This window comes from Amycolatopsis sp. NPDC028719 (genome assembly GCF_055565395.1).
The window spans coordinates 858,349-877,383 of sequence record NZ_JBVHUL010000005.1 but is presented as its reverse complement, the minus strand read 5'-3'; the positions used below and the strand labels follow the sequence as shown (position 1 = coordinate 877,383).

At 70.5% G+C, this 19,035-nt stretch carries 20 protein-coding genes; 12 read left to right on the top strand and 8 right to left on the bottom strand.

The window, feature by feature from the left end:
- The first annotated feature begins 12 nt into the window (after positions 1 to 12).
- From ACZ4TR_RS27425 to ACZ4TR_RS27415, 3 genes are read left to right on the top strand one after another with little or no spacing between them, the layout of a single operon-like run.
- Positions 13 to 528 (top strand): VOC family protein, encoded by a 516-nt coding sequence (locus ACZ4TR_RS27425; RefSeq protein WP_465289625.1) that lies wholly within the window; start codon positions 13 to 15, stop codon positions 526 to 528.
- Entirely contained in the window at positions 525 to 1,508 is a 984-nt protein-coding gene (locus ACZ4TR_RS27420) for a quinone oxidoreductase family protein (protein WP_465289624.1), read from the top strand. Before ACZ4TR_RS27425 ends, ACZ4TR_RS27420 begins: the two co-directional genes overlap by 4 nt.
- A 52-nt stretch (positions 1,509 to 1,560) precedes the next feature.
- Complete coding sequence (locus ACZ4TR_RS27415) at positions 1,561 to 2,913, top strand: MFS transporter (protein WP_465289623.1); 1,353 nt, start codon at positions 1,561 to 1,563, stop codon at positions 2,911 to 2,913.
- Between the two features lie 24 nt (positions 2,914 to 2,937).
- Here ACZ4TR_RS27415 and ACZ4TR_RS27410 read toward each other — a convergent pair whose 3' ends face one another.
- On the bottom strand, positions 2,938 to 4,032 hold the full coding sequence (locus tag ACZ4TR_RS27410) for a PucR family transcriptional regulator (protein ID WP_465289622.1): 1,095 nt from the start codon (positions 4,030 to 4,032) through the stop codon (positions 2,938 to 2,940).
- A 184-nt stretch (positions 4,033 to 4,216) separates the two neighbouring features.
- Between ACZ4TR_RS27410 and ACZ4TR_RS27405 the strand changes: the two genes are divergently transcribed.
- Genes ACZ4TR_RS27405 through ACZ4TR_RS27380 form a run of 6 tightly spaced genes read left to right on the top strand, consistent with a single transcriptional unit; the run spans position 4,217 to position 10,353 of the window.
- Positions 4,217 to 5,809 carry a class I adenylate-forming enzyme family protein gene (locus ACZ4TR_RS27405; RefSeq protein ID WP_465289621.1) on the top strand — a complete coding sequence of 531 codons (1,593 nt, stop codon included), beginning with the start codon at positions 4,217 to 4,219 and terminating at the stop codon, positions 5,807 to 5,809.
- Between the two features lie 30 nt (positions 5,810 to 5,839).
- A complete protein-coding gene (locus tag ACZ4TR_RS27400; protein WP_465289620.1) occupies positions 5,840 to 7,084 on the top strand; it encodes an alpha-hydroxy acid oxidase in 1,245 nt (414 codons plus the stop codon).
- A complete protein-coding gene (locus ACZ4TR_RS27395) occupies positions 7,081 to 7,953 on the top strand; it encodes an alpha/beta fold hydrolase (protein WP_465289619.1) in 873 nt (290 codons plus the stop codon). The genes ACZ4TR_RS27400 and ACZ4TR_RS27395 overlap by 4 nt, the downstream gene beginning before the upstream one ends.
- 33 nt (positions 7,954 to 7,986) lie before the next feature.
- A complete protein-coding gene (locus ACZ4TR_RS27390) occupies positions 7,987 to 8,778 on the top strand; it encodes an enoyl-CoA hydratase/isomerase family protein (RefSeq protein ID WP_465289618.1) in 792 nt (263 codons plus the stop codon).
- Between the two features lie 11 nt (positions 8,779 to 8,789).
- Positions 8,790 to 9,278, top strand: coding sequence for a 2,4'-dihydroxyacetophenone dioxygenase family protein (locus tag ACZ4TR_RS27385; RefSeq protein WP_465289617.1), 489 nt, complete (start codon positions 8,790 to 8,792; stop codon positions 9,276 to 9,278).
- Positions 9,256 to 10,353 (top strand): zinc-dependent alcohol dehydrogenase, encoded by a 1,098-nt coding sequence (locus ACZ4TR_RS27380; protein ID WP_465289616.1) that lies wholly within the window; start codon positions 9,256 to 9,258, stop codon positions 10,351 to 10,353. The genes ACZ4TR_RS27385 and ACZ4TR_RS27380 overlap by 23 nt, the downstream gene beginning before the upstream one ends.
- On the opposite strand, the gene ACZ4TR_RS27375 is transcribed toward ACZ4TR_RS27380, so the two are convergent.
- Complete coding sequence (locus ACZ4TR_RS27375; RefSeq protein ID WP_465289615.1) at positions 10,340 to 11,320, bottom strand: NADP-dependent oxidoreductase; 981 nt, start codon at positions 11,318 to 11,320, stop codon at positions 10,340 to 10,342. The two genes, ACZ4TR_RS27380 and ACZ4TR_RS27375, sit on opposite strands and share 14 nt — an antisense overlap.
- Before the next feature lie 70 nt (positions 11,321 to 11,390).
- On the opposite strand from ACZ4TR_RS27375, the gene ACZ4TR_RS27370 reads away from it, so the two are divergent.
- Positions 11,391 to 12,371, top strand: coding sequence for a GlxA family transcriptional regulator (locus ACZ4TR_RS27370; protein ID WP_465289614.1), 981 nt, complete (start codon positions 11,391 to 11,393; stop codon positions 12,369 to 12,371).
- A gap of 66 nt (positions 12,372 to 12,437) precedes the next feature.
- Here the strand turns inward: ACZ4TR_RS27370 and ACZ4TR_RS27365 are convergent, their stop codons facing one another.
- The 4 genes from ACZ4TR_RS27365 to ACZ4TR_RS27350 all read right to left on the bottom strand — a co-directional run bounded on the left by ACZ4TR_RS27365 (position 12,438) and on the right by ACZ4TR_RS27350 (position 15,937).
- A complete protein-coding gene (locus ACZ4TR_RS27365) occupies positions 12,438 to 13,268 on the bottom strand; it encodes an alpha/beta fold hydrolase (protein WP_465289613.1) in 831 nt (276 codons plus the stop codon).
- 115 nt (positions 13,269 to 13,383) lie between these two features.
- Positions 13,384 to 13,833, bottom strand: a complete 450-nt coding sequence (locus ACZ4TR_RS27360; protein ID WP_465289794.1) for a GNAT family N-acetyltransferase — start codon at positions 13,831 to 13,833, stop codon at positions 13,384 to 13,386.
- A 1,124-nt stretch (positions 13,834 to 14,957) separates the two neighbouring features.
- The gene (locus ACZ4TR_RS27355) at positions 14,958 to 15,416 is read right to left on the bottom strand and encodes a hypothetical protein (protein ID WP_465289612.1); all 459 of its coding nucleotides are present in this window, start codon (positions 15,414 to 15,416) and stop codon (positions 14,958 to 14,960) included.
- Positions 15,413 to 15,937 (bottom strand): RNA polymerase sigma factor, encoded by a 525-nt coding sequence (locus ACZ4TR_RS27350; RefSeq protein ID WP_465289611.1) that lies wholly within the window; start codon positions 15,935 to 15,937, stop codon positions 15,413 to 15,415. Before ACZ4TR_RS27350 ends, ACZ4TR_RS27355 begins: the two co-directional genes overlap by 4 nt.
- A gap of 328 nt (positions 15,938 to 16,265) precedes the next feature.
- On the opposite strand from ACZ4TR_RS27350, the gene ACZ4TR_RS27345 reads away from it, so the two are divergent.
- Together ACZ4TR_RS27345 and ACZ4TR_RS27340 are read left to right on the top strand one after the other, a co-directional pair.
- Positions 16,266 to 17,135: an NAD(P)H-binding protein gene (locus ACZ4TR_RS27345; protein WP_465289610.1), complete on the top strand. Its 870-nt coding sequence runs from the start codon at positions 16,266 to 16,268 to the stop codon at positions 17,133 to 17,135.
- Positions 17,132 to 17,677: an alpha/beta hydrolase gene (locus ACZ4TR_RS27340; protein ID WP_465289609.1), complete on the top strand. Its 546-nt coding sequence runs from the start codon at positions 17,132 to 17,134 to the stop codon at positions 17,675 to 17,677. The genes ACZ4TR_RS27345 and ACZ4TR_RS27340 overlap by 4 nt, the downstream gene beginning before the upstream one ends.
- On the opposite strand, the gene ACZ4TR_RS27335 is transcribed toward ACZ4TR_RS27340, so the two are convergent.
- Both ACZ4TR_RS27335 and ACZ4TR_RS27330 read right to left on the bottom strand, forming a co-directional pair.
- Positions 17,661 to 18,494: an alpha/beta fold hydrolase gene (locus ACZ4TR_RS27335; protein ID WP_465289608.1), complete on the bottom strand. Its 834-nt coding sequence runs from the start codon at positions 18,492 to 18,494 to the stop codon at positions 17,661 to 17,663. The two genes, ACZ4TR_RS27340 and ACZ4TR_RS27335, sit on opposite strands and share 17 nt — an antisense overlap.
- Positions 18,495 to 18,521: 27 nt before the next feature.
- Complete coding sequence (locus ACZ4TR_RS27330) at positions 18,522 to 19,019, bottom strand: DoxX family protein (protein ID WP_465289607.1); 498 nt, start codon at positions 19,017 to 19,019, stop codon at positions 18,522 to 18,524.
- Positions 19,020 to 19,035 lie beyond the last annotated feature (16 nt).

Below are 19,035 nucleotides of genomic sequence, written 5' to 3'. Positions count from 1 at the left end.
CCGAGGAGACCCATGACCACGCCCTTCGGCCCGATCCGGCAACTCGGCTACATCGTCACGGACATCCACGCGGCCATGCGCCAGTGGCTCGAAGGCCCGGGCGTGGGGCCGTTCTACTACCTGGAGGACAACGGCGCACTGGCGCAGTCCGGTGGCGTGCAGATCGAGCTCGTCCAGCTGCGCGACGACTCGCCGACGTTCTTCCACACCTTCGTCGGCAAGTTCGGCGAGGGCCTGCACCACGTCGCTTTCTGGACCGAGCACTTCGACGCCGGGGTGGCGGCCGCGCTGGCCCGCGGGTACGTCGAGCTCCACCGCGGCACGTCGCTTCCCGGCACGCCCGACAGCCGGTTCGCCTACTTCGACCGCGAATCCCCCGACGGCACCGCCATCGAGATCTCCGAGCGGGGGGCGGACAAGCGCGCGCTGTTCGACGCGATCGCGCACGCCGCCGAGGGCTGGGACGGCACCGAGCCCGTCCGCGACCTGGCGGCCCTCCTGTCCGAGGTCACCGGGACGCCGCGATGAAGGCCGTGCTGATTCACCGGCACACCGACGGCGCGACGCTGGCCCTCGGCGACGTCCCGGAACCGGGTCTCGGCCACGGCCAGGTCCGGATCTCCGTCCGCGCCGTCTCCGTCAACTACGTCGACCAGTTCGTGCCTCAGGGCGGGTACGGCAAGCCGCCGGCGGACGGCGTCGCGTGGGTGGCGGGCCTGGACGCCGCCGGGGAGGTCACCGAGGTCGGCGCCGGCGTCACCGGCGTGCGGGTCGGTGACCGGGTGATGGCCATGGTGCCCAGCAGCCTGGCCGAGCAGGTGGTCACCGACGCGCGGTTCACCGTCCCGGTCCCGCCGGAGTGGTCCGACGAGGAGGGCGCGGCCGCGATCGTCGGCCTGCTGACCGAATGCAGCGCGCTGACCGCGGCCGACGGCCTGCGTGCCGGCGAGAACGTCGTCATCACCGGGGCCACCTCGGGCATGGGCCTGCAGGGAGTACAGCTCGCACGGCACCTCGGCGCCGGCCGGATCATCGCCGTGGCGCGATCGGACCGCGCGGACGACGTCCTGCACCGCCTCGGTGCCGACCTCGTCCTGCACAGCGCGGGGCCCGGCTTCGCGGACCGCGTGCTCGACGCGACCGGAGGGACGGGCGCCGACGTCGCCATCGACCACGTCGGCGGGAGCTACTTCCCCGACCTGGTCGCCGCGGCGGCGACCAAAGGGCGGATCGTCAACGTCGGGCGGGCCGCGGGTGCGGCGGCGACGGCGGATCTGGAGGCGTTCTCGCTGAAGCAGCTCACCCTCCGCGGGGTCACGTTCCGCACCCGCACCCCGGCCGAGCTGGCCGATCTCTACCAGCAGGTCCGGGACCTGGACCTCACGACCCTGCGCCCGGTCATCGACCGGGTCGTCCCCTGGCACCAGACCGAGGCGGCACAGGGCTCCCTGTCCACCGGCACCGTCGTCGGGAAGGTCGTCATCCGGGTCACCGCCGAGAACCAGTAGCTCCGAGGCCGTCCCGCACGACCTCCGCCCAACCGCACAAAGGAGTACGGTCATGACAACAGACCAGCGGGGGACCTCCCCTGCCCCGGCTCTGAAGCAAACGCGGCGGGCGGCCGCCGCGAGCTTGGGCGGGTCGATCCTCGAGTACTACGACTTCGCCATCTACGGGCTGGCCGCGGCCCTGGTCTTCGGGCCGGTCTTCTTCCCCTCCGTCGATCCGACGCTGGGTGTGCTCGCGTCGTTCGGCACCTTCGGCGTCGGCTTCCTCGCCCGCCCGCTCGGCGGGATCGTCTTCGGCCACCTCGGTGACCGGCTCGGGCGGAAGAACGTCCTCGTCACGACGATGCTCATCATGGGCGTGTCGACGGTGCTGATCGGCTGCCTGCCCGGACACGGCTCGATCGGCTACTGGGGAGCGGCGCTGCTCGTCGTGCTCCGGCTCGCCCAGGGGTTCGCCTTCGCCGGCGAACAAGCCGGGGCGGTCCTGCTCGTCGCCGAGCACGCCACCGAGGGGCGCCGAGGGCTGTTCGCGTCACTGCCCGGAACGGGCGTGTCCGTCGGCCTGGTCCTCGGCAACCTCGCGTTCCTCGCCGTCAGCAACACGATGGACCCCGCGGCGGTGCAGGCGTGGGGCTGGCGCATCCCGTTCTGGGCGGGCGGTCTCCTCGTCCTCATCGGACTCCTGATCAGGTCCGGACTGGCCGAAACCCCGGACTTCGAGCGGAACAAGGCGAACGACCAGGTGCCGGCCTCCCCGCTCCGCGAGGTCCTCCGCACCCACCCGGTCCAGATCCTGCTGGCCGGCGGCGTGCAGGCAGGCCAGGCGGTGGCCTCGTACATCACCGTCGTCTACAGCCTGGCCTACGCACGCGAGCACGGGGTCCCCGCCTCGTTGCCGTTGCTCGGGATCATCCTCAGCGGCGCGCTGCACCTGGCCCTCGTCCCCGCCGCGGGCGCCTTGTCCGACCGTTTCGGCAGGCTGCCCACGTATCTCGCGGGCGCGGTGGTCATCGCGATCTCCGTGCTGTTCTTCTTCCCCATGATCGGGAGCGGCTCCCCGGCGCTGGTGATCTGCGCTTACCTGCTGCTCTTCGGCATCGGCTGGGCCGTCATCACCGGCGTGTACCCCGTGATGCTCGCCGAGGCCTTCGCCACGAAGGTCAGCTATTCGGGCGTGTCGCTGGGAATGCAGCTCGGGGTCGTCATCGGCGGTCTGACGCCGTTCGCCGCCACCCTGGTCGCGACGTTGCCGAACGGCCCGACGCTGCTCAGCATCGGCCTCTCGGTGGTCGTCCTGCTGTCCGGCTGGTGCGCCGCGGCGATCGTCCGGCGCACGGCACGGGCGAGAGTGGCCGCCGCGACGGATCAGCCCGTCGCCGTCGGGGCCGACGACGCGAAGCCGTGACGGAGGGCGGGCCGGCCGGGCGGTTCAGGCCGGCTCGTCCGGGTCCGCGGCGAGGGCCCAGGCCACTTCGAGCAACGTATCCGTGGAATCCAGGTTCGCCCCGGTGATCTCCGTGAAGCGCGCGAGCCGGTAGCGAAGGGTGTTCTGGTGGACGACCAGTGCCTCGGCCGCGCGAGCCACGTTCTTGTCCGCGCTCACGTAGGCGCGGATGCTGCGCCAGATGAGCGCGCCGAACTCGCCCATCGACTCGAGCGGCGCCCGGTAGCGGCGAAGCAGCAGTGAGGTGACGGCCTCGTCCCAGTCCACTGCGAGCCGCCAGCCGATGTCCTCGATCCTGCGCCGGCCGCGAACGCCGTGTCGCCCCATCCAGTCGTAGACACGTTCCGCCAGCTCGAACGAGGCCCCGGCCTCGGGCAACGGTGCCGCGGGCCCGAGCGCGACGACGTCCTCGGGTGCCAGTACGTCGACGGGACCGGACAGCAATCCGAAGCAGTACCCGTCGGCGACCACGACCAGGTCGCTCGCCCGCGATTCCAGGCGACGTCGCAGGGCCTCCACCGACGCGCCCTGCGCGGTGCCGGCTTTCACCGTCAGGTAGTCGATGGTGGTGTCCAGGCCGAGCTCCTCCGCCCGCGCGTGCACCTCGGAAGCCGGCAGCCTCCCGGCGAGGACCTTCTCGAGGAACTCGGCGCGCAGCTGGGAACGCCGCAGGGCGCCGGTGAGCTGCCGGCTCCGGAAGAGCGCGGCCATCTGGTTCGTCATCAGGTCGCTCAGCTGCCAGAGCACGCGAACGGCATCGAGCACCACGACGGCGTCGACGCCTTGTTCGGCCGCGATCTCGAGGAACCGTTCCTGGATGACGCTGATGGACTTGCGCCAGCCCTGGATCCCGTCCTCGACCCCGAGGCCCTGTCCGAGGCGCTCGTCGACCCGGATGGTCAGTGCCTCCACATCGCGGTCGTCGACGACGGGCGAGCCGGCGAGCAGTGAGTTGCGCACGGTCTCGAGGTTCATCCGGACCGACGCCTCGATGGCACTTCGCGGCACCACCGCGTAGGGCGGCCGTTGCTCGTCGCCGTCCTCGACCGTTCGCGCGACGAGTTCGCCGACATCGTCCATCAGCCTTGCCACAGCGTCGCGGAACGATTGCGCGGCGACATCGGCGCGCAATGCTGGTTGCTTCAATCCGGCCTCCTGTCACCGCAGTGTGCCAGACGTTGTAGCGGCATCCAATCGTCGCCGCCGACGGTTGGGGCGCTCGCCGTAGCAGCGGTGGCGGCCACATTGGACGATCGAGACGTCGGTGCACAGCGCACCCCGCCACAGCGAAGGGACGTCAGGTGTGAGGATCACCGAGTTCTTCGATCGAGGGTTTCGTCAGAACCCTGAAGGTCCGGCGTACATCATGGGCGACCGCCAGTGGACCTACCGCGAGGCGTATGCCCTGTCCTGCCGGGTGGCACAGGGGTTGAGCACCGCGCTGAAGCCGGGCGCGAAGGTCGCTGTCCTGTCGCCGAACCACCCGGAAGCCTGGATCTGCGTGCTCGGCAGCTGGCGCGCCGGGATGGTGTGGGTGCCGCTGAACCCCGCCATGCCGCCGGACGAGACGGCGGAGCTCGCCGCGGCCTTCGACTGCGAAGCCATCTTCTACCACTCGTCCCTGGCAGGCGTGGTGGAGTCGCTCCGGGCCAAGTCGCCTGTTCTCCGGCTGGCCGTCTGCCTCGACCGGGAGCCGGCGGACGGCCCGGGACTGCACCGCTGGTGCGCCGCCTACCCGGCCGAACCCCCGGAGGTGCACACCGCGATCGACGACATCGTCGCGATTTCGCCGACCGGTGGGACCACGGGCAGGCCCAAGGGCGTGATGAGCAGCCACCGCAACTTCCACACGTCCACCGCGCACCTGCTGATGCTGCTGAACTACGAGGCTCACCAGCCGATCGTCAACCTCGCGGCGGCGCCGATGACCCACACCAGCGGGCTCCTCAGCCTGCCGGCGACCGCACGGGGTGGCACGGTCGTGGTACTGGAGAAGGCCGACCACACGGTGCTCGCCGACGTGATCGAGCAGTACGGGATCACCGAAATGTTCCTGCCCCCGACGGTGATCTACCGCTGGCTCGACCACCTGGCGGGCCAGGAACGCGACTTCTCGTCGCTGCGCTACCTGATCTACGCCTCCGCCCCGATGTCGGTCGAGCGGCTCAGGCAGGCCATCGACGTCTACGGGCCGGTGATGACGGCCGCGTACGGCCAGACCGAGTCGCCGGGAACGATCGCGCTGATGCGCTGCGCGGAACTCTTCGAACCGGACGGCAGCCTCGACGAGACCCGGCTCGCCTCGTGTGGCCGGCCGACCCCGCTCCTCTCCTTCGAGATCCGCGACGGCAAGGGCGACGTCGTGCCCCGGGGGACGGCGGGCGAGATCTGCGTGCGGGGGGACACGGTCATGGCGGGCTACTACGCCCAGCCCGAGCAGACGGCCGAGACGGTGGTCGACGGCTGGCTGCACACCGGCGACGTCGGCCACCTCGACGACGACGGCTACTTGTACATCACCGACCGGAAGAAGGACCTGATCATTTCGGGTGGGTTCAACGTCTACCCGAGCGAGGTGGAACAGGTCCTGTGGAGCCATCCGGCGGTGGGTGACTGCGCCGTCGTCGGCATTCCGCATCCGGACTGGGGCGAAGCGGTGACCGGCGTGGTCGAGCTGCGGCCAGGGGCCGACGCCACCCCCGAGGAGCTGCTCGCCTGGTGCCGCGAACGGCTGGGCGGTATCCGGGCTCCGAAGCGCATCGACCTCGTCCAGGAACTTCCGCGCAGCCCGAACGGGAAAGTGCTCAAGAACCGCGTGCGCGAGCCGTACTGGCGTGGCGTCGACCGGCACATCTGACGCCGCCGCCGAACCCCGAAGGAGAACACCATGCCAGCCGAGCCGATCCGACGGCGACGTCGTCGTCCACAGTGGTCAGACCTGACCGAGGTGATCGACCTGCGCGCTTTCGCCCCGCCGACGACGGAGCACCGCCTCGCCCGCGCTCACACACTCGGGGACCTCCGCGCGATCGCCCGGCGGCGCGTTCCCCGCGCCGTGTTCGACTACGTCGACGGCGGCGCCGAGTCGGAGGTCAGCATGGCCCGTGCGCGGGCGGCCTACCGGGACGTCCACTTCCACCCGGCGGTGTTGCGCGACGTCTCCCGGGTCGCGCTCGACCGCGTTCTGCTCGGCAAGAAGTCGGAGCTCCCCGTCGTGCTCGCGCCGACGGGGTACACCAGGATGATGCACCACGAAGGGGAGGTGGCCGTGGCCCGCGCCGCCGCCCGGGCGGGCATCCCCTACACGCTGTCCACAATGGGCACCACCTCCGTCGAGGACCTCGCCGCTGCCGAATCCACCGGCCGGAAATGGTTCCAGTTGTACCTCTGGCGCGATCGGGCGGCGGGGAAAGACCTCGTCGAACGAGCACTGGCCGCCGGTTACGACACACTGGTGCTGACCGTCGACACCCCGGTTTCGGGCGCCCGGCTGCGGGACCTGCGCAACGGCCTCACCATCCCGCCGATGCTCGGCCCCCGAACGCTCGCCGACATCGCGCTCCATCCGCGGTGGTGGGCGAACCTGCTGACCACCGACCCGCTGAAGTTCGCCTCGTTCGGCTCCTGGAAGGGCACCGCCGCCGAGCTGGCCGACAGCTTGTTCGACCCCAGCGCGGGCATCGACGACCTCCACTGGCTGCGTGCCGCCTGGCCCCATTCGCTGGTGGTGAAAGGGATCCAGACCGTCGAGGACGCCCGCAAGGTGGTCGAGGCCGGAGCCGACGCCGTGGTCGTCTCCAACCACGGCGGGCGGCAGCTGGACCGGGCGGCGACGCCGTTGCGGGTGCTGCCGCAGGTCCGCGCGGCCGTCGGCGACCGGGTCGAGGTCTTCGTCGACGGCGGTGTCCGGTCCGGCGCGGACATCGCCGCGGCGATCGCCCTCGGGGCGAGCGGCGTCCTGGTGGGCCGGGCCTACCTCTACGGGCTGATGGCGGGCGGCGAGCGCGGCGTGGACCGGGCGGTGAGCATCCTGCGCACCGAGCTGACCCGCACGCTCCGCCTGCTAGGGGTCGCGGAGCTGGCCGAGCTCTCCGGCCGGCACGTCACGCTGAGCGAATCGACCGGACGATGACGGTGCTGTCCCAGCCCACCGACGGCTTCCGCCTCGCCTACGACCGGCATGGTGACCCGGCCGGATCTCCCGTCCTGCTGGTGCACGGCTGGCCGGGTGACCGGACCGACCACGCGGCCGTGGCCGCCCGGCTCGCCGGCCTCGGCCACGACGTCGTCGTACCCGACCTGCGGGGGTTCGGGGAGTCCGACAAGCACGACCGGGATCCCGCCGGGTACTACGGCGCACCCGGCCAAGCGAAGAGCGTGGCCGGGCTGCTCGACGAGCTGGGGATCTCGGCGGCCGTGGTCGGTGGTTACGACATCGGCGGCCGCGTCGGCCTCCAGCTCGCCGTCGACCGGCCGGACCTGGTGCGCGCCCTGGTGATCACCCCGCCGGCTCCGGGTGCCGGACGACGGGTCCTCGCCGAAGAGCCGATTCGCGAGTTCTGGTACCAGCCGTTCCACCAGCTCGAACTCGCCCGCGAACTGATCGACGGCGACGTGGGCCGCGCCCGCGCCTACCTGAAGCACTTCTGGTCGCACTGGTCCGGCCCGGACCACACCGTCGACGACGAGCGGCTCGACCACCTCGCCGCCGCCTACGGCGCTCCCGGGGCGTTCGTCGCGTCGATCGGCTGGTACCGCGCCGGGAGCGGACTGGTCGCCCGGGCGCTCGCCGAGACCGAGCCGGATCCCGCCGACCGGATCGCCGTCCCGACGACGTTCCTGTGGCCGGACCACGACCCGCTCTTCCCCCGCACGTGGTCCGACCGGCTCGACGCGTTCTTCTCGGACGTCACGGTGGTGCCCGTGCCGGGGGCCGGCCACTTCGTGCCCGTGGAAGCACCGGGCGTGTTCGCCGAGGCGATCGCCGCGGTCGCGACGTAAAGGCACCTCTCCATCGACGACGGGAAGCAGCAGATGTACGACGACTACGAATTCCTCGAGGTCGAGCCCGGTGCCGACCGGGTCCTGCGCATCACCATGAACCGGCCGGAGAAGCTGAACGCGTCCGGCGAGGTCGGGCACGGCGAGCAGGGGCGGATCTGGCGGGAGTTCGACGACGACCCCGACATGAACGTCGCCCTGATCACCGGGGCGGGCCGGGCCTTCAGCGCGGGTGGCGACCTCGATGCGGGCAACGGTCCCGCGGGCGTCGACACCCGCGACGGCCGGGCGCTGGTGCGCAACATGATCGCCTGCCGGAAGCCGATCGTCTCCGCGATCAACGGGGTCGCGGTCGGCGGTGGCCTGGCCATCGCGCTGCTCGCCGACATCAGCATCGCCAGCGAGCGGGCGATCCTCATGGACGGCCACATCAAGCTGGGCCTGGTCGCCGGCGACCACGCCGCGCTGGTCTGGCCGCTGGCGATCGGGCTGGCCCGCTCGAAGTACCACCTGCTCCTGTGCGACCGGATCGACGGCCGGGAGGCCGCCGAGATCGGGCTGGTGGGCAAGTGCGTGCCCCACGAGGAGCTGATGCCCACCGCGAACGACATCGCGGTGCGGCTCGCCCGGGGTCCGCAGTTCGCCATCCAGGCCACCAAGGCGGCGCTGAACGACTGGTACCTGCACAACATCGGGATCTTCGAGCACTCGCTCTACATGGAGGCGCACAGCATGACGCTCCCGGACGCCGAGGCGGGCATCGCCGCGGTGCGCAGCAAAACCGAACCGGAGTTCCCCGGGGCCGTCGGCTCCCACCGCTACTAGGAGGTCCCGCGATGCAACCGATCACCGTCTCGACCGACATCCCCCTCGAGATCGCCGTCGACGCCCTGCCCGGCGACGACCGGGTGTGGGTTCCCCAGGCACCCGGGGTCTTCTTCCGGCCCCTCTTCATCAACACCGTGACCGGCCAGTGGTGCAACCTGCTCAAGGTGACGAGGTCGGGCATCGTGTCCCGGCACCGCCATCCCGGCATCGTCGTCGGCTACGTGCTCAAGGGCGAGTGGAAGTACGACGAGCACGAGTGGACCGCGCGCGAGGGCGGCTTCGTCTACGAGCCGCCCGGCGAGATCCACACCCTCCGGGTTCCGGAGCACTGCACCGAGATGATCACGTTCTTCAACATCAGCGGCGCGATGATCTACCTCGACGACGACGGCGTGCAGATCGGCTACGAGGACGCCTTCACCAAGCTGGACATGTGCCGTGCCCACTACGCGGCCAACGGCCTCGGCGCCGGCTATGTCGACCAGTTCCGGCGCTGAGCCGGTGCGCCCGGCCCTGATGCGTGCCGCGGTCTGGACCGGGCCGGGCGCGGTGGCAGTGCGCGACGTCGAGCGTCCCCTGGCGAAGGACGGCGAAGTCCTGGTCCGCGTCGAGTACGGCGGGATCTGCGGGACCGACCTGGCGATCCTCGCCGGCGCCCATCCCCGCGCCGAGGCGCCGCTGATCCTCGGGCACGAGATCGTCGGGACGGTCGAGCTGTCGTCAGCGGGCGGCGGCCCGCCCGCCGGCACCCGGGTGGCCGTCGAGCCGCTGATCGCCTGCGGTCGCTGCCGGGCCTGCCGCGACGGGGCCCGGCACGTGTGCCGCAACCTGGAACTGTATGGAATCGACGCCCCGGGTGGGCTGGCCGAGCTCGTCGCGGTACCCGTCGACCGGGTCCTGCCCGTCGCCCCGCGGGTCGAGGCCCGGCTCGCGGCGTGGGCCGAGCCGCTCGCCGTCGCCGTGCACGCGGTCGGCCGGGCCGAGCCGGCCGCCGGGGCGACGGTCCTCGTCTTCGGCGGCGGGCCGATCGGCATCCTCACCGCCCTGGTCGCCCGGCGGAACGGTGCGGCGCGGGTCGTCGTCGTCGAGCCGAAACCCGCCCGGCGGGCCACGGCCGAACGGTGCGGCTTCGAGATCGCGCCCGCCGGCCTCGACCCGGTGGCCTGGTTCCGTTCGACGAACGACGGCGAGGGCGCGGACGTCGTGTTCGACGCGGCCGGCCACCCCGCGGTCGCCGCGGTCCTCCCGGCCGCCGCGCGCGAGACCGGCTCGATCGTGCTGGTGGCGGTCTACAAGACGCCCCCGCCCGTCGACCTGCGGGCCCTCTGCTTCGCCGAGCAGCGGATCATCGGCGCCCGGGTGTACAGCCGCCGTGACTTCGCCGAGGCGGTCTCGCTGCTGGCCGGCGACGAGCTCGGCCTCGACCGGCTCCCCGTCGCGGTGCTGCCACTGGAGTCGGTCGCGGAGGCGTTCGAGCTCGCGCAGGCAGCCGACGCACCCATCAAGGTGCTGCTGCGGACGGCCGGCGCCGGGGACGGATCGGCGAAGAACCTCGGGGTCAGCGCACGGTGATGACCAGTTTGCCCGTGGTGTGCCCGGTCTCTCCCAGGGCGTGAGCCCGGGCGCCTTCGGCGAGGGGGAAGGTGCCGGAGACGTGCGCGTGGAGCTTTCCCCGGTCGGCGAGCCGGGCGACAGCGCGGATCCCGGCCTGATCGTGCTCGACGAGCAGGGTCACGGCGCGGACCTGCGCCTTCTCCGCGGCGGCCTGGGTGTCTTCGGCGACCGGCACCAGGGACACCAGGACCCCACCGGGACGGAGCACACCCACCGAACGGGTCGCGGTTTCGCCGCCGAGGGCGTCGAGGACGACGTCGTACCGCTGTCCGGTGGCGGTGAAGTCCTCACTGCGGTAGTCGATGCAGGCATCCACACCGATCTCGCGCAGGAAGTCGTGTTTCGCGGCACTCGCGGTCCCGGTGACGTGCGCGCCCCGCTCCTTGGCGATCTGCACCGCGAAATGACCGACACCGCCGGCCGCGGCGTGGATCAGCACCCGTTGCCCCGCCCGCAGGTCCGCGGTGTCGACGAGCGCCTGCCAGGCGGTGAGCGCGGCCAGCGGCAGAGCGGCCGCCTGGACATGGCCGATCCCGGCGGGCTTGGCCGTGAAAGCGCGGGTGGGACCGGTCACGTACTCCGCGTGGGAACCGGCGCCGTGGGGGTAAGGCACCATGCCGAACACCTCGTCACCAGGCCGGAACAGGGTGACGCCGACGCCGGTCTCCGCCACGGTGCCGGAGACGTCCCACCCCAGGGTCATCGGCGGTGGCGGCAGGAAAATGGGGTGAGCGCGGTGTTTGAAGTCCGTGGGGTTGAGTCCGGCCGCGTGTACGGCGACCAGGATCTCCCCCGGGCCGGGCGCGGGCCGCGCAAGTTCGGTCAGCCGCAGGACCTCGGGGCCACCAAGAGCGGTTTGGTGCAGGGCGAGCATCGTCGGGGTGCTCGTGGAGCCGGGGTGTCCGGCGGTGTCTGTCGAAGTCATGTCGTGATCCTGGCGGGATGCCCCAGCTCGCGGCGATGGCAAGAAAGTCATCTTCCGATATGTTCTTGCCATGCCCCCCGACTCCGCCGCCCACAAAGTCGTCGTCCTCGCCCTCGACGGCGTCTACCCCTTCGAACTCGGCATCCCGCACCGAGTCCTGGGCTCGGCCGGTGGCCGCTACGAGGTGGTGACCGCCGGCGTGGACGGACAGCCCGTACGCACCGACGCGGACCTGACCGTCACGCCCGGGCACGGTCCCGAGGTACTGCCCGAGGCGGACACCCTCGTCATCCCGCCGTACGCGCTCTCCCCGGCCTCGGCCGCCGCCCCGGACCCGCGGGCCGTCGCGGCCCTGTCCCGCGTGCGCCCCGGCACCCGGCTGGTGTCCATCTGCACCGGTGCGTTCCTGCTGGCGGCGGCCGGTCTGCTGGACGGGCGGCGGGCCACCACGCACTGGGCGCTGGCCGACTACTTCCGGGAACTGTTCCCGCGGGTCGAGCTCGATGCCGGCGTGCTGTTCGTCGACGACGGCGACGTGCTGACCTCGGCCGGGGCGGCGAGCGGGATCGACGTCTGCCTGCACCTGGTGCGCCGGGACCACGGCAGCGAGGTGGCCAACCAGGTCGCCCGCCAGTGCGTCACGGCACCGTACCGGGACGGCGGGCAGGCGCAGTACATCGAACAGCACATGCCGCCGGCGAGCGCGACCGGCACCGGGCCGACGCGTGACTGGGCGCTGCAGCGCCTCGAAACGCCGCTGTCGCTGAACGAACTGGCCACCCACGCGGCGATGAGCACCCGCACCTTCGCCCGGCGCTTCCGGGAGGAGACCGGCATGAGTCCCGGTCGCTGGCTGACCCAGCACCGCCTGCGGCGGGCGCGGCACCTGCTGGAGTCCAGCGACCTGCCGGTGGACCGAGTCGCCCACGAGGTCGGCTTCGCCACCGCCACATCGCTACGTCGGCACCTGGCGGCGGAAGCGGGAGTCGCGCCGTCGACCTACCGGCGCACCTTCCGCGCGTCGGCCCCGGCTCCGGGGGCGACCGGGTAAAGGGCCTCGTTCACGGCACTTCCCCACGAGCGAACGAGTCCGAATGGAGAGCGAACAAATCGCCTGTCACCCGGCGTGAACAGCCTCACCGACGAACTCTCCCAACAGGGCAGCGAACTTTTGAGGTGCCTCCTGATGTAATGCGTGGCCGGCACCGGGAATCACCTGGACCTCGTCACGCCACAGCGCGGGAAAGTCCAGCTTGCGCAGGTAGGCGAGGCTCACCAGCTGCTCAGCCTCACCGTGCACGATAGCCAGAGGTTGTTCCAGAGCCGAAACGATCGCGATCTCATCCGCGAAACGGCCCGCGCCGAGGCTGGCTCCGAGTCCCGCGCGGGCCGCACCGTCCGTGCTGAGAATTTCGGAGACGAACTCTCCGACATCGAACGACGAGCCGGTCGCGACGAAGCACCCGGCGACCGACTTCGCCTCGGGCTCGGAAACCTGGTCGCCGAACAGCGCGGCCATGGCCGGGCTCGGCAAGAACGCCTCTGCCAGTTGTGCCGGCGTCCCGACAGGTGGGGCACCGAATACGAGGAAGCCGGCCGCATCGGGAAGTTCGGGCGCTGCCTCCATGGCGATCTGCCCGCCCAGACTCCATCCGACGACGACCGCGTCGGCGATATCGAGCTCCCGCATGAAGCCGGTGAGTACGGCCACGTATCCCGGCAGTGAATAGTCGGCGAGATCACGAGCCGGCTCGGAGTGCCCATGCCCCGGCAAATCCAGCGCGAAGCAGCGGAACCGCCGTCCGAAATCACCGGTCAGAAGCGGGAGCCACGTGCCGGCTGACGAGGAGTTGCCGTGGACGAACACAACCGCCCGAGCATCGTCGTCGGCCGGGCTTTTCAGGTAGGCGATTTTTGTTCCGCCGACTTGCACGTCGAGTCGATCCACTGTGCACCTTTCATTTTATCGGGCATTCCGCTGAACGGTGCCCCGATCTCAACCCGATCCTATCGAGAATTCACGCCCGGGGGCGAAGTCCTCGCTCAGGTGCCCGGCAGGTCCTTCAGCGGAGCTGACGGGTGAAGCACCTGGCCAGCGGCTCACCGACGTACGGCCCGTATCCGTCGATCCGTTGGTAGCCCTCGCGTTCGTAGAACCGGATCGCGTCGGGCTGCTTCACGCCGGTCGACAGCACAAGTGAACTGATCCCGTGCCGTCGGGCCTGGTCCTCCAGTGCCCGGAGGATGCTGGTGGCCACTCCGGTGCCGCGTGCCTGCGGCGTCACGTACATCCGCTTGACTTCGGCCGTGCCGTCGTCCAGCAGGCGCAGAGCGCCACAACCGGTCGCTTCGCCGTCGCCGGCGCGGGCAATCAGGAACGCGCTGACGGTTTCGGCGGTCGGTGGCTCGGTCTCCTGGTCGGGGATCCCGTACCGGGCGGCCAGTTCGACGTGCATGGCGCGGCGCAGCCGGACGCCGTCCGGGCAGTCCCACGGTTCTTCCGCAATGCTCATCGTCACGACATGCTTCCTTCCGCGGGACGGCCCGATGGCACGAACAAAGGAACTCCGGCGTGCGCGCTGGGAAGCCCAGGACGTGCTGCACCACATACGCTCCTGAACTAAGTTAAGTTCTAACGTGCCTGAACTTTGTTAATGTGTCAAGCGTGGCTGAGGACTCTCTTGCAGATCACTCCCGTCGGGCCGGCCCGACGACATAGCCGCCTACGCCCGCGTCCTGCATGCGGAGTACCTCCTCCACCGCGACGGCTCACGCATCTTCAGCGGCACCCGCGTTTTCCGATCCCGAAGTGGGTGAAGTCGAAGGAATCCCGGCTCGCCCGGGAGTACATACCCAGAGTCGCCTCCAACACCCCGGCGAGTTCCAGCCAGCTGTGGAGCAACTACTGGCGCTTCCTCGTCGACAAGTGGGGCGAGCGCCGGGTCGACGAACCCACCTACACAGAACTCTTCGACCTCGCCACCGAGGTCGAAGAAGCCGGCACCACTGGCCCCGACCCTGCACTGGACACGCTTGTCCTACGACAGCACACCGAGACAGCCTGTCGACGCAGCGGTGTCCTTTCCCTCCGGCGCCGCGACCTGAACGAGGAGGACTGCACCATCTGGCTGCGAGAGAGAGGGCAGGGCACGGGAGCAACCCGTGTCGCCCACGCTGATGGCCGCCCTGATCGAACACTTCGACATCCGCAACCGCTTCGGCGAACCCGACGACCTGATCTTCAGGTACGCCGGTGGGCGCCCCATCGGGAGGAACTACTACCAGGGGCTCTGGCAGCGTCTCCGCCGGCATGTGGACTGGGTCGACCGGCTGGGCGTCTGCGCTCACTGGCTCCGGTACACGACATTGACCTGGGTCGAGCGCAACTTCGGCTACGCGATGGCAGCGGCCTATGCCGGTCACACGCCTGGCGGCATGCGGAGCGGCAACACGCTCACCTACGTCATCCCGACGCTGGAGGAACTCGCGACAGCGCTCGCGATACTGGTCGGCGAGCCACACCCGCTGGCCGCGGCCGGCCACCAGTCAGGCGACGGCGGCGACCTCACCTTGCCGACGCGGGGGCCGCGGGCACTGTTGACGTCACGCGCGTCGCCGGGATCGGCTTGCAGACCAGCTATTCCGCACGCCGACTCAGCTGCTCTCGGCGCAGGAGGAGCGCCGCACGAGCGCGTCGGGCAGCCCGCAGTCGCACCAACGCTACGCCACCGAGCACGAGCACCACTAAAATGAGTTCGGGCTCGACGCGGTGCCGCAAAGTCGTGACGACCAGCGCGCCGACGGTGAACAACCCCCACGCCGCCACCCCGAGCCAGCCGGCGACGACGCGGTCACGGGCGAACAGCGGGGCGCGTCGCGTCACCGCCCAGGTACCGAACGCCGCCCACCCCAGACCGATCGCCACGAGCACGGCGAACGCGACCTTGGTGCGCGGGGGAAGTCCCGGTTCCGTCGCCCACAACAGCGCAACCACGCCGCTGCCGAGCAGTCCCGCCAGGGCCACGGTCACGTAGCCCACCCGCCGCCGCAGGGACAGCGGCCGCTCGAGCCGCTGGATCACCTCTTCCGGGGTCATGCCTCGTACTCCTTCCGCATCAATTCGTCCCGCAGCAGCCGCCGGGCCCGGTTGAGCCGCGACTTCACCGTGCCGACCGGCACGCCGCAAACCTGGGCACACGTCTCCAGCGGGAGGTCTTCGAGGTAGAACAGCAGCAATACCTCGCGTTCTCGGACCGGCAGCGCGCCCAACGCGCTGGCGAGCACCTCCCGGTCGGCGACCGCGTCGGTCTCGTCCGGGCCGGAGGACTCCGCCGGCGGGTCGGGCTCGGGTCCGGGCCGGCCGTAGGTGTCGCGCAGCCGGTTCATCACGGCGCGGCGGGCGATGGTGAACAACCACGGCGTGAACCGTTCGGGCTTCCGCAGCTTCGGTAGTCCCATGAACACCGCCAGCCACACCTCCTGGACGACGTCGTCGTCCGGGCCGGCGAGCATCCGCCGGACGTAGCGTTCGACGGCACCGTGCCAGCGGTGCACCAGCTCGCGGAACGCGTCGCGCTCCCCCAGCCGGCACCGCACGATCAGCAGTTCATCGCTCATCTGCCCTCCTTCCTCTGTTCAGTCGGCGAAGACACGCGAAAGGTTCACGACGCTGCATGACAAGTCGCAGGAGCCATCTCTCGGGGCCCGCCGAATGTGGCGCTGCACCGGACCGCTGACCGTGCGGGCGCGACCGCGACCGGGCCGACGCAACCAGCATCAGGGAATGATCCCGACGCCGCCTGCACTACGGGGGATGTCCCGGATCCGGCCGTCCGAGCATCAGCTCGCTCCACCATTTATATGAGATACGTATGATATGGTTCTCGTATTATCTATCGAGGACCGAGTGACTCCGGAGCGAGTCGCCCCGGAAGGAAGGCTTGCCATGATCGTGCTCACCGGGGCGACCGGACTCGTCGGACGCCTTCTGGCCTCAGAACTCGCCGGAAGCGGCGAAGGCCACGAGGTTCGCGCCGTCACGCGCTCGCCGCGAAGTGCGGGGCTGCCCGCCGGCGTCGAAGTCGTCGAGGGTGACCCGCACCAACCAGAAACCCTCGTGGACGCGTTGCGCGGCGCGGACGCGTTGTTCCTCCACTCGCGCGCCGTCGGCGATGCCGCCCATGACGTCGTCGCGCTGGCTCGGGACCTCGGCGTCCGCCGGGTCGTGGCGCTCGCCGCGGCCAATGTGGACGACCGGCTCGACGCGCAGCCGTCGCGCTTTCGCGGTGACCGCAACAAAGAGGCCGACGACGCGGTCGCGACCAGCGGTCTGGACTGGGTCAGCTTGCGGCCCAGCTCGTTCGCCGGCAACGCGCTGACCGCGTGGGGCGGGCAAATCCGCGCGGGCGGCGACGTCCGCTACGTGTACGCCGGCTTCGAGGAGTCGCCGCTGGACGAACGCGACTTGGCCGAGGTGCTGGCGAGGGCCCTCACCGACGACGACCTGCTCGGCCGGCGCATCGACCTCACCGGTCCGGAGTCGCTTTCCCACGAGGAGATGGTCCGGCAGATCGGCGTCGCGCTCGGGAAACCCGTGCGGTTCCACGAAGTCCCGGCCGAACCTGCGGCACGCGGCATGCTGGCCAACGGCCTGCCGGAGCCGTTCGTCACCGCGATGATGGCTCGCTACGCCGCGCACCACACACGCCCGCAGTTCCCGCCGACGCCGGAACTCGAGAAGCTCCTGGGCCGCCCGCCGCGCACCTTCGCCGAATGGGCCGCCGACCACGTCGCCGACTTCGAGGCGGCCGGGTGACACCGGAGAAGATCCGCCGCGGACGTTTCCGCGAGAAGGCTTTGCCCTCGCCGAGCCCAAAGGAGGTCGTCGTGCGCGTGTCCGAGAATCGGGAAAAGGTCCGCTTCATCAGTGGTGACGCCGAGTGCGTCGCCTGGCACTATCCGGGAACCAACGGCGCCTGCGTGATCATGACACCGGGCGGCGGGGTGACCAAGGAACCGGGCACCGACCCGTTCGCCGTGCGCTTCCACGAGGCGGGGTTCACCGTCCTCGCCCTCGACTACCGGCACTTCGGGGAGAGCGGAGGCCGGCCGCGCCAGGTCATCCGCGTCAAGGAGCAACTGGCCGACTGGCAAGCGGCGATCGACTTCGCCCCCACCTTGCCGAACGTCGACCCGGCGAAGCTGGTGATCTGGGGCTTCTCCCTCTCCGGCGGCCACGCCTTCCGCCTCGCGGCGCGCAACCCCCGCCTGGCGGCGGCGATCGCCCAGACGCCGCTTGCGCGGTGCCTAATCGGTCTTCCCGCAACACCTCGCGGGCCCCTCAGTGTTCGCTGCTGAAGAACCGTAGCAACAGCGGGCCGACGATCTGTGGGTCGACGACGTGATCCGGCCCCTCGAGGGTCTCCCGTTGAACGTGGGGTAGTAGGTCTGCAAGCTCGTCGGCTGCGCGGTCGAAGAAGTCCGAGGGCAGGCCTGCCATGTAGGGGACCGTGATCGGTCCTCCGGTGGTGACCAGGACCGGTTGGGTGACCGTTGCCAGTCGATCGGCCGGCAACTGGTAGTGGTTGAGGAAGAGGCTGTCGTGGACCAGCGTGGGCGCGAGGGCGACCGAATCCGCCCAATGCGCCGTCTGCTTGCCTGCCGCTTTCCTGGCCGCGATGTTGTCATCGGAGGCGCCGGTCATGCGCATGAACAGTTCGAGAACCTCCTCGTCTCGCCCGGCGTCGAAGGCGCGTCGGGTGTCCGCGACGTACTCCTCGAATCGCGGGCGTATGTCGTCCCCGACCGCGTAGGGCACCTCCCACACGGCGATCGTGTCGATGGCTGACCCGGCCGCGGCGGCCTCCAGCGCCAACGCGCCACCAGAGGACGCCCCGAACAGGTGTGCCGAGCCACCAGCCTCCGCGATCAACGCATCCAGGTCCTCGATCTCCCGCTCCACGGCGTAGGGCTCGGTGAAGCCGCTCGCGCCGCGTCCCCGACGGGCATAGTTGTAAACCGTGAAGTGCTCGGCGAGAGCAGGTACCAAGGGAGCGTTCTCGGCTCCGTCGTCCTGTGCGCCGCCTACCAGGACGACAGCCGGGCCGCTTCCCTTCCGGTCGTAGGCGATGGTGGTGCCATCGTTTGATGTCACGCGAAAGGCCATCTCGTTCATCTCACATCTCCGTTCGAGAGGTTTGTCTCAGCGCCTGAGCAGCGTGCCGACGACGGCCTCGGTGCGCGACCACCGCGCCCTTGCGATCACGGCCGCCACGACGAGAAGGGCGAGCGGCAGCCAAGGGCTCTGCTCGAGCACGAACTGATCGGTGATGACAGCACCGGTCAGCAATGCCGCCAACCCGAGACTGGCCAGGCCCGCCAGAGCCGGGATCAGAAGTCCAACCCCTCCCGCGACCTCCAGCGCTCCGACCAGGTACCGGAGCCACTGGCCAGCCCCGATGTCGGCGAACATGTCCACCACGACCGGGTCGCCGGCGAGCTTCGAGATTCCGCCGCCGGCGATTATCGCCGCCAGCACGACTTGCAGAGTCCAGACCCCGATGCTGCTCGCCCGCCCGGGCGTGTGCGCAACGGTTTCCGAGTTGTTCTTGGGGATGGTGCTCATTCGGCTCTCCTTGTCGTGTCCGAGCCTGGTACCGGTGATGGCGTCGGCCGGGTTGTCGGGGTTGATCTCGACCAAGTGCTCGCGGTAGCGG